17 protein-coding genes are annotated in these 14,273 nt (G+C 60.8%); 14 read left to right on the top strand and 3 right to left on the bottom strand.

The window, feature by feature from the left end; all coding sequences use genetic code 11:
* The first annotated feature begins 44 nt into the window (after positions 1–44).
* The 13 genes from ACZY0R_RS27200 to ACZY0R_RS27140 all read left to right on the top strand — a co-directional run bounded on the left by ACZY0R_RS27200 (position 45) and on the right by ACZY0R_RS27140 (position 10,780).
* Positions 45–1,430, top strand: a complete 1,386-nt coding sequence (locus ACZY0R_RS27200) for an MATE family efflux transporter (RefSeq protein ID WP_488862757.1) — start codon at positions 45–47, stop codon at positions 1,428–1,430.
* Between the two features lie 144 nt (positions 1,431–1,574).
* The gene (locus ACZY0R_RS27195) at positions 1,575–1,784 is read left to right on the top strand and encodes a hypothetical protein (RefSeq protein ID WP_488862755.1); all 210 of its coding nucleotides are present in this window, start codon (positions 1,575–1,577) and stop codon (positions 1,782–1,784) included.
* Between the two features lie 396 nt (positions 1,785–2,180).
* The gene (locus tag ACZY0R_RS27190) at positions 2,181–3,188 is read left to right on the top strand and encodes a bestrophin family protein (RefSeq protein WP_488862753.1); all 1,008 of its coding nucleotides are present in this window, start codon (positions 2,181–2,183) and stop codon (positions 3,186–3,188) included.
* Positions 3,189–3,431: 243 nt separating this feature from the next.
* Positions 3,432–4,865, top strand: coding sequence for a MocR-like pyridoxine biosynthesis transcription factor PdxR (gene pdxR / locus ACZY0R_RS27185; protein WP_488862751.1), 1,434 nt, complete (start codon positions 3,432–3,434; stop codon positions 4,863–4,865).
* Between the two features lie 79 nt (positions 4,866–4,944).
* The gene (locus ACZY0R_RS27180; RefSeq protein ID WP_488862749.1) at positions 4,945–5,535 is read left to right on the top strand and encodes a TetR/AcrR family transcriptional regulator; all 591 of its coding nucleotides are present in this window, start codon (positions 4,945–4,947) and stop codon (positions 5,533–5,535) included.
* Between the two features lie 80 nt (positions 5,536–5,615).
* On the top strand, positions 5,616–6,605 hold the full coding sequence (locus ACZY0R_RS27175) for an alpha/beta fold hydrolase (RefSeq protein WP_488862747.1): 990 nt from the start codon (positions 5,616–5,618) through the stop codon (positions 6,603–6,605).
* 68 nt (positions 6,606–6,673) lie between these two features.
* Positions 6,674–7,399: a cysteine hydrolase family protein gene (locus tag ACZY0R_RS27170; RefSeq protein ID WP_488862745.1), complete on the top strand. Its 726-nt coding sequence runs from the start codon at positions 6,674–6,676 to the stop codon at positions 7,397–7,399.
* Between the two features lie 91 nt (positions 7,400–7,490).
* Complete coding sequence (locus ACZY0R_RS27165) at positions 7,491–7,721, top strand: DUF2798 domain-containing protein (RefSeq protein ID WP_488862743.1); 231 nt, start codon at positions 7,491–7,493, stop codon at positions 7,719–7,721.
* A gap of 112 nt (positions 7,722–7,833) precedes the next feature.
* A complete protein-coding gene (locus tag ACZY0R_RS27160) occupies positions 7,834–8,271 on the top strand; it encodes a GNAT family N-acetyltransferase (RefSeq protein WP_488862741.1) in 438 nt (145 codons plus the stop codon).
* Positions 8,268–8,891, top strand: coding sequence for an FMN-dependent NADH-azoreductase (locus ACZY0R_RS27155; protein WP_488862739.1), 624 nt, complete (start codon positions 8,268–8,270; stop codon positions 8,889–8,891). Before ACZY0R_RS27160 ends, ACZY0R_RS27155 begins: the two co-directional genes overlap by 4 nt.
* 174 nt (positions 8,892–9,065) lie before the next feature.
* Positions 9,066–9,818: an SDR family oxidoreductase gene (locus ACZY0R_RS27150; RefSeq protein WP_488862737.1), complete on the top strand. Its 753-nt coding sequence runs from the start codon at positions 9,066–9,068 to the stop codon at positions 9,816–9,818.
* Between the two features lie 73 nt (positions 9,819–9,891).
* Entirely contained in the window at positions 9,892–10,371 is a 480-nt protein-coding gene (locus ACZY0R_RS27145; RefSeq protein ID WP_488862735.1) for a carboxymuconolactone decarboxylase family protein, read from the top strand.
* Between the two features lie 4 nt (positions 10,372–10,375).
* Complete coding sequence (locus tag ACZY0R_RS27140) at positions 10,376–10,780, top strand: cupin domain-containing protein (RefSeq protein ID WP_488862733.1); 405 nt, start codon at positions 10,376–10,378, stop codon at positions 10,778–10,780.
* Between the two features lie 253 nt (positions 10,781–11,033).
* Here ACZY0R_RS27140 and ACZY0R_RS27135 read toward each other — a convergent pair whose 3' ends face one another.
* Positions 11,034–11,375 (bottom strand): helix-turn-helix domain-containing protein, encoded by a 342-nt coding sequence (locus ACZY0R_RS27135; protein ID WP_488862731.1) that lies wholly within the window; start codon positions 11,373–11,375, stop codon positions 11,034–11,036.
* A gap of 202 nt (positions 11,376–11,577) precedes the next feature.
* On the bottom strand, positions 11,578–11,928 hold the full coding sequence (locus ACZY0R_RS27130; protein WP_488857120.1) for a DUF6788 family protein: 351 nt from the start codon (positions 11,926–11,928) through the stop codon (positions 11,578–11,580).
* 42 nt (positions 11,929–11,970) lie between these two features.
* Here ACZY0R_RS27130 and ACZY0R_RS27125 point away from each other — a divergent pair, with 42 nt between their 5' ends.
* On the top strand, positions 11,971–13,692 hold the full coding sequence (locus ACZY0R_RS27125) for an IS1634 family transposase (protein ID WP_488859241.1): 1,722 nt from the start codon (positions 11,971–11,973) through the stop codon (positions 13,690–13,692).
* Here ACZY0R_RS27125 and ACZY0R_RS27120 read toward each other — a convergent pair.
* Complete coding sequence (locus tag ACZY0R_RS27120; protein ID WP_488862730.1) at positions 13,663–14,259, bottom strand: type 1 glutamine amidotransferase family protein; 597 nt, start codon at positions 14,257–14,259, stop codon at positions 13,663–13,665. The genes ACZY0R_RS27125 and ACZY0R_RS27120 overlap by 30 nt on opposite strands.
* Between the last annotated feature and the right edge of the window lie 14 nt (positions 14,260–14,273).

Raw genomic sequence — 14,273 nt, 5'->3', positions numbered from 1 at the left:
GCCCGGCCAATTGTCGGGCGGTCTCTTCTTCTTGGCATAAAAAAATGATGTCCGCTGCTCTTGCTAGTCAGGCCGAGAAGAGTTCTCCGCCTCCTGACAACCTTCCGGCCAACAAAGTGCTCCACGGTCCGTTGTTGCCGAACTTGATCCGCCTTGCCTTGCCGACAGTCGTCGTGCTGTTCATGACGACCTTGCTCAGTGTCGCCGAGACCTATTTTGTCAGTTCACTGGGCGTGAAAGCGATCGCCGCAGCATCGCTGGTGGTTCCCGTCATGTTGCTGATGACCACGGTATCGAGTGCCGGCATCGGCGGCGGCGTGTCGTCGGCCATCGCCCGCGCCACCGGCGCCCGCCGCCAGGATGAGGCGGAAAGCCTGGCCTGGCATACGGTGGTCATCGCCGCCGTAGCAGGAGGACTGTTCTCCCTGGTGGTGGTGTTGGCCGGCCCGGCGCTGTACCGCAGCCTTGGCGGCAGCGGGTCATCGCTGGACCAGGCGGTACGCTACTCAAACATCCTGTTCGGAGGCGCGATCCTGTTCTGGATACTGATGCTGCTGCAGGCGGCGTTGCGCGGAGCCGGCAACGTCAAGGTGCCGGCGATGATCATACTGGGTGGCGCGGTCGCCGGCCTGATACTGTCACCCGTGCTGATTAACGGCTGGCTGGGCGCGCCGCGCATGGGTGTAGCGGGCGCCGGCGTCGCCCAAGTGCTGTGCAATATCGCCGCGCTGAGCGTTGTGGTCGTCTACATGCGTTCGCCCTCGTCGACGCTGCGCCTGCGCCGCTATCCGCTACAACGTAAGCATTTCAGCGCGATCCTCGGCGTCGGCTTGCTGTCGGCGATCAATGCCGTCATGTCGGCCATGTCAGTCACCGCACTGACCGCTGCGGCCGGCGCGGTGAGCGTCGCCGCCATCGCGGGCTACGGCATTGCCTCCCGTCTCGATATGTTGCTGGTGCCGGTGATGTTCGGATTCGGAACCGCGGCGATCACGCTGGTTGGCACGAACCTGGGCGCGGGCAACGTGGCGCGTGCGCGGCGCGTGGCGATGGTGAACGTACTGTTCGTTGCCGGCGTGGTTGGCATAGTCGGGCTCGTTGTCTCGCTCTTCCCGCAATCGTGGCTAGGCCTGTTTACCAGCGACAGCGCCGTTGTGGCGGTCGGCGCAGGATACCTGCATGTGGTAGCGCCTTTCTATGCGGTGATCGGCGTGATCTTCGAGCTCTACTTTGCAGGTCAGGGGGCACAACGCATCCTTTGGCCGATGATCGCAAGCGTGGTGCGCTTCGTATTTGCGCTGGTTGCCACGGTGCTGGTCCTGCAAGGCTACGCGAGCCTGCATACCGCTTTCGTACTGGTGGCCGTCAGCATTGCCGTGGCAGCGACCATCAGTCTGCTTGGGTTTCTGCGGACCCGCTGGGACCGTTAGACACCAGGGCATTGGCCAGCCCGCTCAACTGGCCGCGCATGCCCGAGGACGTCGACCGGCGCTTGCAAGTATTCGTGCAGCCGCCGGCCAACTGCTCATGAAATTTGCGCTTTGCAAGTTTCCTACTCAACTAAGGGATTTCAGATGATTCGCACACGCATGCTAATGCGGGCGCTTACAGCCGCTGCTTTCGCCGCTGCCGCCAACCTTGCCCTGGCTACGGTCAATGACCACGCGGGAGGGCCACATGTCGGCACAGTCCAGCCGAACGGCAATGCCTGCAGCGAACTTGCGGGCGATCCGCTGGACAACGCGCGCGAAGCCGGCGGCACACTCTACGGGTATCGCGTCTGAGGGCGCGTTCGGAGACTGGTCAGCCGCTGGGTTTCAGCGAACGGAGGAGGCGACCTGTCTTGTCTCGAGCAGCCGAACGGCAATCGATATGTTAATCTGCGCACGGCAGCCTTCTGCGGACCCGCGCCACGTGGACCAAACCGAAGATCATCGCCCAGGAAACATCCTTGAAGGGGGACAGCATTTGGTGTGCTGCGGGTGGCGCCCCCTGTTCTGCCCGCATTCCGATCTGCTTGATCATCTCGCTAGCCCCGGGCAAGTTCTTGGCAAGATCACCATTGCAGAATCAGGTCCCCGGCAGCTATCTTGTCAGTGGTGAGGGCGCTTGGCCATATTGCCTGTCGGCAGTTCGGACGGCGGCCCTGCGAGCTGTCACACTGCCGGGAGATGCGCACCATGCACCTGGGAAAATCGTACACGGTATCCGAGTTCACGTTCTGGTCGAGACGGCAACTCTATGCCTCGCTAACATGCGGTTCGCTGCCCGTTGTTCTTTATCAGTTCTTCGGGCTGAAATGGCTGTCGATCCCGGTCTCGGTTGTGGTGCTCCTGGGCACGGCCGCGTCATTCATCGTGGGTTTCAGGAACGTGCAGACCTACAGCAGAGCCTTGGAGGCGCAGCAAATCTGGACTGAGATCCTGAATGGCAGCCGATGTCTGGGTGTGATGAGCCGGGACTTTCTGGCGAGGCAGGCAGCTGGGCGGGAACTGATTCTCCGGCATTGCGCGTGGTTGACGGCGCTCCGCTATCAGTTGAGAACCCCAAGGATCTGGGAAAATGCGGGCAAGGTATCCAACGTGGAGTACCGAAAGTACTACCGGGTTCCAGAGTGGGAGACTCCATTGGAACAGGCGCTTGCGCGGTATCTGCCGCAGGCCGAACTCGACTCGCTTCCGCATGCCGAAAGCAAGACAACCCGGTTGCTGGGAACGCAGTCAGCGACCATCAAGCGGTTCCTTGATGCCGGCGAGATCAACAATGCCTTCTATTTGGAGTTGGAAGGATCCATCAAGGGCTTCTTCGCGCAGCAAGGACGGGCGGAGCGTATCAAGGACTATCCGTATCCCAGGCAATATGCGGTCATCAATAAGCTCTTTGTCCGTATTTTTTGTCTGCTGCTGCCTTTTGGCATTCTTACGGAATTCGAAAAGATCAATGCCGGCGTTTCAGGCTTCATGCATGGCAACATGATCTGGCTGGTCATTCCATTCAGCACTATGATCTCGTGGATGTACCTCGCGCTGGAGCAGGTGGGCGAAAGCACGGAGAGCCCGTTCGAAGGAAACGCCAATGACGTGCCCATGGCACAGATCTGCCGGAAGATTGAACGCGAACTCATGGATATGCTTGGCGAGAAGAGCGATGTTCCCGAACCAGCGGCCGAGCACGGTATTGTCCTCTAGCAGGCTGCTGAAGTACTTGCCGTGAGAATGGCGCATCTTCTTCCAGTGCGGGTGATGGACTCTGTTTTTTTACAATCCGGAGGCCGCGCGCCACTTCGTCAAGTTTTTCGGCCGTTGGGCGCCGTTTCACGCTCGCTGGGCGTTCGACTCATCAACCGGACATCGCGCCAGTTCGCCATGACCGAGGTGGGCCAAGAGTTTTACCAGTACGCGATGGTGCTGCTACGCAGCGCGGGCTAGGCTATGACGAAGTCACCGGCTCAGGATCCATCCAATGCAGCGCCGCTGCATGAGCAGATCTACGCCCGGATTCGCGCATCGATTCAGCAAGGGCAACTGAAACCCGGTCAGCGGGTGCCATCCTTGCGTGCGTTTGCAGGCGAGCTCGGGGTGGCCCGCGGCACTGTTCAGGTTGCTTATGACAGGCTGTTGGGCGAAGGTTACCTGATTGCCAAAGGTCCTGCGGGGACCTTCGTTTCCGAACAGCTTACGTCATCGCGCCCCCGCCGCGCGGCTGCGGCACCTGGCTCTAGCCGCACGCCGCCGGACCAGGAATCCACCGAGCTATCCATCGAAACGGACGGTGGAATCCCTGCGCCGTTGCAACTGGGGCTTCCCGCGCTTGATGAGTTCCCGCGAAAACTATGGACAAGGTTGATGGCGCGGCAAATACGCAGCGCCGGCTCGCTGACCAAGCCTCCGCCAGCGGGATTTGGCCCGCTGCGGGAAGCGTTGGCCGGCTATTTGCAACGCTCGCGTGGCATCGACGCCCAGCCGCACCAAGTGTTCGTCGTGCCCGCATATACCGCCAGCCTCGCGCTGATTGTGGACGCGCTCAAGCTGGCGGGCGAAAGCGCCTGGGTTGAGTACCCCAGCTACCCTCCGACAGCGCAATCACTCAAGCGCCAGAACTTGCATGTCTGGAATGTGCCGGTAGATGATCAGGGCCTCGACGTCGAATTTGGGCGTCAGCACTTTCCGAAGGCGCGCCTGGCCGTGGTGACGCCTTCGCATCAGAGCCCGACTGGCGTCGCACTGACACTGCAACGGCGCGTCGAACTGCTCGACTGGGCTGGTGAGCAGGGGGCGTGGATCATCGAGGACGACTACGACGGCGAATATCGTTACCGCGGCCATCCGTTGCCGGCGTTGAAGAGCCTGGACACATGCGACCGGGTGATCTATTGCGGCACGCTCAGCAAGGTACTCTACCCGGGGCTACGGCTCTCTTACGTGGTCGTGCCGCAAAGTCAGGTGCCGACCATGGAGCTGGCCTGCAGGCGCACGGTGCATGGGGGCTGCCCCGAACTCCTGCAAGCCGCGGCGGCGGAGTTTATTGCCGAGGGGCACTTCGCCCGACATATCAAACGCATGCGCACGCTTTACGCGCGACGGCGCGCGATGTTGGCCGAGGCGCTGGCGCCATACGAAACGGACGGCTTCACGGTTCGCCTGCAGGATGGCGGCATGCACCTTCTGGTCGACGTGAGGGACGATCTTGACGATCTGGCGATGGCCCGCCGCGCGCGCGAGGCAGGATTTGCCATCCATTCGCTGACCGCGTGGCGGCACGGTGCGCCCGGGCGGCGTGGCTTGATGATGGGCTTTACCAATCTCCGCAGCCAGTCCGAGGCCGATCGCCTGGTTGCGGAGTTGATGCGCGCGCTGAAAGCGTAGACGATCGTCACTGGATGCTTGACAAATAGCCAACCAGTCGTCTATTGTTCATTCCGTCCCCTTCATTGACCGTTTCGACATGCCAAGACCCGCCAACCCCGAGATCCGTAACCGCCTGCTTATCGACGGCGGTCGCGTTGTTCACAGGTCCGGTTTCAACGGATCTGGCGTGCAGGACATCGTAGCTGCCGCAGTGGTTCCCAAGGGATCCTTCTACAGCTACTTCGACAGCAAGGAGGCCTTTGCCGCCGAAGTGCTCGAAGCCTATTGGGAGTCCCTTGAGCAACGCCACGGCAAAGTGATGTACGACGCGCGCATCACGCCGTTGGCCAGGATCGAAAAGCTGTTCGAGTTGCTGGTAGGGGACCACGCGGCAGAAGAATTCAAGCTTGGGTGCCTTGTTGGCAACCTTTCCCTCGAATTGTCCAATACCAGCGGTGAAGTTCGATCGGCTCTGGAGCGCATTCTGGCGCGCTGGGAAGGCATGATCACAGCCTGCCTTGATGAGGCCAGGATGCGCCAGGAACTGCCGGCGGACTGTGATTCCGCACAGCTCGCGTCCATCATCATCGAAGCCTGGGAGGGGGCGGTCCTGCGCAGCAAGGTCGAGCGCAATGGCGACGCCTGCCGACGATTTCAGCAAGTCACGCTGAAGCGGTTGTTGTACTGAAATTTTTTTGCATCTTTAAATAGACGACTGGTCGTATATATTGGAGCGGCGCGCTCACGCGCCAACAAAGGAGCCTTACCATGTCTTCAATTCGCAGCCTCAACGAAGGCGTATCGCGACGTAACCTGCTGCTCGGCAGCGCGGCCGCCGCCAGCGCGCTGGTGGCTTCCAGCTTGGCCGGACCTGCTGCGGCAGCACCGTCGGCAAAGGGATCGAGTCCCTCAACGGCAAGCGGCAAGGCCTCAGGCAGCTACATCACGGCAAAGGACGGCACCCAGCTCTATTTCAAGGACTGGGGCGCCGGTCGCCCCGTTGTATTCAGCCATGGCTGGCCACTGAGCTCGGACAGTTGGGAATCCCAGATGATCCTCGTTGCGTCGGAAGGGTACCGAGCCGTTGCACATGACCGTCGTGGCCACGGCCGTTCAAGCCAGCCATGGAATGGCAATGAGATGAACACCTATGCCGACGATCTGGCCACTGTGTTCGAGAGGCTTGACCTGCGGGACGCCATCCTGGTGGGATTCTCCACGGGTGGAGGCGAGGTGGCCCGGTACATCGGCCGGCACGGTACGCGCCGCGTTTCAAAGGTGGTGCTGGTTTCAGCCGTGCCGCCTTTGATGGTGAAGACCGCCGCCAATCCGCGCGGACTGCCAATCGAAGTATTCGACGGCCTGCGTGCCGCACAACTTGCCAATCGGTCCCAGTTCTACAAGGACGTGCCGGCCGGGCCGTTCTATGGCTTCAACCGTCCCGGCGCAAAGCCGTCGCAGGGATTGATCGACGCATGGTGGGCGCAGGGCATGCAGGGCGGACACAAGAGTACGTACGACTCGATCAAGGCATTTTCGGAAACCGATTTCACCGAGGATCTCAAGAAGATCGACGTGCCGACCCTGATCATCCACGGCGACGACGATCAGATCGTGCCGATCGACGCCGCTGGACGCGCATCGGCAAAGGTCGTCAGGAACTCGAAGCTGATCGTCTACCCCGGTGCGCCGCATGGGCTCACCGACACCCACAAAGACAGATTCAACGCCGACCTGTTGGCATTCATCCGTAGTTGAAACGACGCCGCGTCTGCCGGGCCCCACGAAGGCACCGGCAGACTGGCTCACCATAAGAGGTACTTCCCATGTGCAACCACCACACCCCGTATGCAGATCCCGTTGATCCGGCTCTGCCGAAGAGCGACTTTACGCTGGACCTGCCACGCACCGCGCTCGTCGTGATTGACCCGCAGATCGACTTCATGAGCCCCGAAGGTCGTAGCTGGGGCGTCGTAGGAGAAAGCGTGACGGAGCAGAACCTTGTGCCCAACCTGGTCCGTCTGTTCGAGGCCGCAAAGCAGGCTGGCATCACGGTCGCCATCTCGCCCCACTATTACTTTCCCCATGATCACACATGGAAAGTGCAGGGCCCCGCCGAAATGTTCCAGCATGCCATCGGCATGTTCGACCGTCCTGGCGCGCTGAACCTGGACGGATTCCGTGACTCGGGCGCGGACTTCATGCCGGAGCTCAAGCCGTATATCGAGGATGGCAAGACCATCATCTGCTCCACGCACAAGCTGTACGGCCCGCAGGCCAACGACCTTGTCCTGCAGTTGCGCAAGCAGCGCGTCGACCAGGTGATCCTTGCGGGCATGGCCGCCAATCTGTGCGTCGAATCCCATCTGCGGGATCTGCTGGAGCAAGGTTTCGAGGTTGCTGTCGTGCGCGACGCCGTAGCCGGGCCGAAGCTACCGGAAGGCGACGGGTATCACGCGGCGCTGGTCAACTTCCGTTTCATCGCAAACGCGCTGTGGGATACCAACGAAACCGTGCAGCGGTTAGCAGGAAAGGTTGGAGCAGCCGCATAGCGCCTGTCATGCGCCAGGGGCGACAGCCCTTGGCGCGGCAATGGCGGGGTGCATGAGTGTCTGGTTCAAAGAATGCATAGGGGCGACTCACATGCCTAAGATTCCTTCGCGCTACAGCTATTTCGCCTATGGCGTAATCCAGGCCGGATTGACCTGCTCCATCGCTGCTGCCATCGCAAGCATTCCATTTGCAGAGGAAGGCCTGTTCTTTCAGCACTGGCTAAGGTCCTGGAGCGTCTCCTGGCTGACCATGCTGCCGGTTGTCGTGTCGGCCACACCCCTCATTCGCCGCCTGGTCGATCGAATGACAAACCACCCATAGGTCATACAGCCATCAAGTCGATGGCCTAGTAGAAAATGATAAACATGTGCCTGTTGACTGTGTCATCGCTCAACTACATTGAAGCCTACACAAACCAGCACGCATCGGCACCATGACAAACAACCTGACTCTCGGACATGCGGAGACGGAGGCTGACATCCTTGCCTGTTTCCCTGTCATGCAGCAACTGCGCCCCAAGCTGCAAATGCCGGAAAACTTTCTGGCCAACGTCACGCTGCAAAGCGGGCAAGGCTACCGGCTGCTCGCGCTCTGGGACGATGGCAAACCTGTTGCGCTGGCCGGATATCGGCGGCTCGACAACCTGATCCACGGGCGCTTCCTGTACGTAGACGATCTGATCACCGATGCCGGAGGCCGGGGGCAGGGCCACGGCGAGCGTCTGCTGCAAGCGCTGCGCGAGCTTGGACGCACAGAGGGCTGCCAGCGACTCGTCCTGGATACCGGACTCGCCAACGCGAAGGCCCAGCGCTTCTATTTCCGTTCCGGGCTGCTCGCCGAGGGTCTCCACTTCTGCATGGTGCTGCAATGAAGCCCCTCAACCTGCTGCTGCTTGATTGCAGCCCGCGCCGTGACTATTCCACGAGCCGGCACCTGACCGGGCAATTGCTGCCTGCGCTGTCCGCGCAATTCGGGCGGGAGATTCATGTGACGCGACGCAACCTTGGTGCCGAGCCGCTGCCAGCCATCACCGCGGAGTACGCAGAGTCGCTGCTGCTGCCCGCCGCTGAGGCAAAGGAACGCTATGGCGCGGCGCTTGCCGTGTCGGATGCGCTGATTCGGGAGATCGAACAGGCCGATCTGCTCTGGATCTCCACCCCGGTGCACAACTTCACGGTGCCGGCCGTGCTTAAGAACTGGATCGATCTCGTGGTTCGACGCGACGTGACCTTTACCGCCACGCCTGAAGGAAAAATCGGATTGCTGCGCGATCGCCCAACGTTCGTGGCGGTGACATCCGGCGGCGCCATGTTCCGGGATCCGCCCGTCCAGCCCGATTTCTTTCGTCCGTATCTCTCCGCCGTGCTTGGCATCATCGGACTCAAGGACGTCAGGTTCACGCATGCGACGGGCCTGGCTTTTGCGGAAGTGCCTCAAATTGTGATCGAAGCGCAGGCCACGCAATCGCTACGCAGCGGCGCGCTGGTGTAACGCAGGGTATCGCAAGATCACATTTTCGATAAACGAAAAGCAGCAGGTAACCCGCATCAGGATTGATGCCAAACAGGAAACACCGCGCGCTTCGAGTCGATCTGGCGCGGGGACTTGGCGTTACCTAACATAGCTTCGTGGATCGTTCCACCTTCCTCAGTACGGAGAAGCATCATGAAGATTGTCATCATTGGCGGGACCGGCCTGATCGGCTCGAAGACCGTTCCCATTCTGCGCCTGGGCGGCCACGACGTCGTCGCCGCCTCGCCGAAGAGCGGTGTCAACAGCATCACTGGCGCGGGGCTCAAGGAGGCCCTGACCGGCGCTCAGGTCGTGATCGACCTCGCCAATTCCCCGTCGTTTGAAGACAAAGCAGTGCTGGAGTTCTTCGAGACTTCCGGCCGAAACCTTCACGCGGCGGAGGCCGCAGCGGGCGTCCAGCACCATGTCGCGCTTTCCATCGTCGGTACCGACCGGACTCCCGACAATGGCTATTTCCGCGCCAAGGTCGCGCAAGAGAAACTGGTCGAGGCCTCCGGCATCCCGTACACCATCATCCGCTCGACCCAGTTCATGGAATTCAGCGGTGGCATCGCCGATTCCAGTACGAAAGGAAACATTGTCAGCGTTTCTCCCGGCCTGTTCCAGCCCATTGCGGCGGATGACGTTGCAGCCATCGTTGCCGATGTCGCGCTCGCTCCACCGCGAAACGGCATCGTCGAGATCGCCGGCCCGGAACGCGCACCGTTCAACGAAATCATCGCCCGATATCTGAAGGCGGTTGGTGACCCGCGTGAAGTCGTGTGCGACCCCGAGGCACGCTACTTCGGCGGCCTGGTCGAGGAAGATTCGCTCGTGCCGTTGGGCGAGGCACGCCTCGGGCGCATCGGCTTCGAGGAATGGATGCGTCAATCGCAACAAAAATAGTCCGAAGGGCACATGCCCAAGTAAGCAGCACAGGTTCGTGAATAAAACCTTGATCAAATCACCAGGAGTCAACATGTCGCAACGCACGAATTACTTCCAGCAATCGCCGGAACTGTCCAAGAAGCTCGTGGAGCTTAACGCGTTGTTCCAGAACACCACGATCGAACAGCCCATTCGCGAGCTAGTCGAGATTCGCGCATCGCAGCTCAATGGCTGCGCGTTCTGTGTCGACATGCATATCAAGATGGCGAAGATCCACGGCGAACGCGAATTGCGCCTGCATCACGTGGCGATCTGGCGCGAGTCGACGCTGTTCTCGCCGCGCGAACGCGCCGCGCTGGCCTGGACCGAGGAACTGACCAACATTCCCGCCCATGGCGTGTCAGACGAAATCTATGAACGCGTGCGCACCCAGTACAGCGAGAAGGAACTGTCGGATCTCACGTTCCTCGTGGGGGCGATCAATACCTGGAACCGCCTGAACGTGGCGTTCCGCATGGTGCCCGGCTCATCGGACAAGGCGTTCGGGCTCGACAAAGCCAATCTGGAGTGATGCCATGAAGACGGTCGCATCCATTGCGGTAACCCTGATGGTGTCGTGTTTCATGGTTGCACAGCCGGCCGCCGCTGCGCCGGAGGCGAGTGTCACGCCCTTGCTCACGGAGGCGTTGCCCGAGTATCCGGGGAAGGAGGCCACGATGATCGTGGTGGAGTATCCGCCGGGCGCTGTCGATCCCGTGCATCGCCATGACGCGCACGCCTTCGTCTATGTGCTCGAGGGCAGCATCGTCATGGGCGTCAGGGGCGGAAAGGAGGTGACGCTCAAGGCGGGCGAAACCTTCCACGAACGTCCCAACGATATTCACACCGTCGGACGCAATGCCAGCACTACGCAGCCAGCAAAGTTCGTGGTCTTCCTGATCAAGAACAAGGGCGCACCGATCCTGACGCCGGTGAAGTAGCCGCCGTCCATCCACGCACCGGCTATGCCGGTGCGGCTGGATAGGCCGGCACGAGGCATTGAACGGCGACGCCGCGGGTGACAGCATGCCGCGATCCATAGGATGACAAGTTTCTCCATGTCGTGCTCAATGGCGAGGCCGAAGCCATCATTTCGGGGGATGCGGATTTGCAGGTTCTACATCCTTTCCATGGCGTCGATATCGTGAGTCCGGCAGTTTTTCTCGCACGACCGTAGCAATGCCGAATGCCTCGTCATCTCGCAAAACGTTGCCTGTATTCCAGGGGTGTCAGCGAAGTCAGCTCCTTGAACATGCGGCGCATATTGGAATCGCTACTGAATCCTAGCTCCGCGCTGAGGACGTTGACTGGCGATGTCGTATGGATAAGGCGGTCACTGACCTGGTTCAGTTTGATACAGCGGGCATACGCCGCGATCGCGACCCCGGTCTCGCCTCTCACCTTGCGCGCGAGCGTGCGTTCCGACATGCAGAGTTGCTCCGCCAATTGCTGCACCGTGATCTGTTCGGCAGGCAATTGCTCAACCAGCGCGTGCAATTGGCGCAGCAAGCGGCTGGATTGCTCGATCAGGCTCATGGCCTGGAAGGCTCGGTGAGGCTGAACAGCACGGGGAAGTACCATCAGATTGACTAGGTCACGCAATACATCGGGACTGACATGCCGCTCTATCAGCGCCTCGGCAATAGGTAGATAGCCATTCACGTCAGAAGCGGTGGCAGTACTTACTTTCCGCAGGTCGCCGATTGAATTTCCGCGTAATTTCCCGGGCGCCGGTAGGTCAGGGTTTGCGGGGCGCTTCGGCGTCTATCAGGCGTTCGGTTTCGTCCTCCCAGGCCTGCATCAGCCTCTTCGCCTGCCGGTAGTTGGCGATGGCACGCCGTAACACGGCGGCTTGCTCGGGTGAGACCGTCCGATGGACAAGCTTGCCGTCTTTCATGTGCCCCCACTCATAGTACGGGCCGTGGCGTGCGTCGGGATCCTGCGCGCAGCGGCAGCCCGGTTTGCCGCAGACCTTCATGCGTTCCAGTAGCGTCCCGGAACACAGATAGTCGATCGCATTTAGCCTCTCCCGGATGCGCTCGATCCGCTCGCGAGCTTGCTTGATGATGGTTTCGGGACGGCGTGGCATAAACTTGACTTTTAGGCGTCTGTCGCTAAGCTTAGCGACAGAATGAAAGGCACGCAAGAACCTTCTCCGCACAAGGCTCGCTTCATCCTTCACAGCGAGCGATTGGGTCCTTTACCCCTCATCAATCACTTCATTCAACGCATTGGCCTGGAGGACGTGCTCGATCGACACGTCCCCTCGGACGCACGCTGTGCGGTTCCTCACGCCAGAGCCCTGGGCGTCCTGCTGCGCTCGATCATCGTCGAACGCGAGCCGATTTACCGCCAACACGACACCGTGCACGGCTTCGCCAGTGGGATGTTCGGCATCCATGCGGAGGAGATGGCGCACCTCGGCGATGATCGGCTCGGACGCGCGCTGGATCGGCTGTTTGACGCCGACCGGGCGGCCTTGTTGACCGAGGTGGCGTTGGCAGTCGGGGAGCGTTTCGGCGTGAACTTCGACGAGTGCCATAACGACAGCACTTCGATCCGCTTCTGCGGCAGCTATCGTGGCGCCTCAGGCCGCAAGATTCGCGGGCGAACCGCACCGGTGATCACCTATGGCCACTCAAAGGACCATCGCCCCGATCTGAAGCAGTTGCTGTTCATCCTCACCATGACCGCCGACGGCAACATCCCCATCGCGTTTCGCTGTGCCGACGGCAACGCGAGCGACTCGCGTACCCACATCGAGACCTGGAATACGCTGCGCGCCGTGGCAGGGCGCAGCGACTTTCTCTATGTGGCCGATTCAAAACTGTGTTCGCGAGAAAACACGGACTACATTGATCGCGCGGGCGGGCGCTTTGTTACCGTGATGCCCCGCAACCGGTTGGAAGACAGCGAGTTCCGCCACTGGATCCAGACCAACACCCCTGATTGGACCTGTGTGTGCGACCGCCCCAATCGACGCCACAGCGACGGGCCGCGCGACTGCTGGTATGTCTATCGGGCGCCCTTACCGTCTGCCGAAGCCTGGCCAGTCGTGTGGGTCTGGAGCCCGCTACTCACGCTACGCCAGGAGGCCCGGCGGCGCAGAAACATTGCCGCGGCCATTGAAGCGCTCCAACAGTTACGCGCGCGGCTCGCCGGCGCGAAGACGAGACTGCGGGGCGCCGCCGAGATCGATCTGCAGATCAAGGGGATTCTCGAGAAGCACCACGTCGGCCGCTACCTGAAAGTCCGCCGCACCGTGCGCGAAGAACATCAGTACAAGCAGACGCAGCGGGGTCGCCCCGGACCCGAGACCGCTTACCGCAAGATCACCAAGCGGCGCTTTGACATCGAGTGGACCACGGACGATGAGGCGATCGCCTATGACCACAAAAGCGATGGCATGTACCCGCTGATGACCAACGATCGCAGCCTGTCACCGGCCCAGGTGCTGGAAGCCCACAAGGGCCAGCCCATGATCGAAAAGCGCTTCGAACAGGTCAAGACCGTGCACGAGATCGCGCCCGTGTTCCTGAAGGACGAGGGCAGAATCGAGGCGCTCTTCACCCTCTACTTCCTCGCGCTACTCGTGCAGGCGCTCATCGAGCGCGAGCTACGTCTTGCTATGAAGCGCGAGCACATCGATGAACTTCCTCTGTACCCGGAGCAGCGTCAGTGCAGACGCCCCACTACCGAACAAATCTTACGTTTATTCAGTCTCGCTGAGCGCCACAAGTTGATCGAAGGTGCGCACACCGTGCAAGTCTTTGACGTGCCGCTCACGGATCTGCAGCGTCAGGTGCTCACGTTACTCGGCGTCTCAGAGCACGCCTTTCGGACGCCAGGCTAGCAACGAAATTCGCGTCAAATTGTGTCCTCGACGTGCGGAATGTAAGGCAGTACGCGCGGTGACGACACAATTCCGCTCGCTTTGCCATTTCACCTTCCTGTAGCGCTGCGCCATTGCCTCCGCCAACCACCAGGTAACGGTCGCGGCCTGGTCATTCAGTTGCCCGCTTTCCGCCAGCAAACAGACGCCGCTGCAATAACTCCACAGCAGCAAGTTCTTGCGACGGGCCGCCAGCAGTGATACGAGGCCAGCGTTGGCCACAATCATGTCTTCTACCTGCCGCACTGACTCCGCCCAAAAGCCTGGCACCAGGATGGCGTCAAGACTGGCGAGATCCAGCGGCCTGGGAACATGCAGTGACAAGCCGTGGGCGCATTCGACAGTCCCGGTGTGTAGCGCAACGTAGTGCGTTTCGAACAGCATGCCGTTCGCGCGGCGATTGGCAGCGTGGAGCATATCGGAAAACGCGAATAACCCTGCCGGCATACAGCCCGGAAATAGAAGCAAACCAATGCGTAGTGGTCTTGGCATGGCAGAAACCGAATCAATTGTGTCCAATTTCGCCATTCTCAACGGGTTTC

Source organism: Cupriavidus sp. F041 (assembly GCF_057814235.1).
This window is presented reverse-complemented; position numbering and strand designations above follow the sequence as displayed.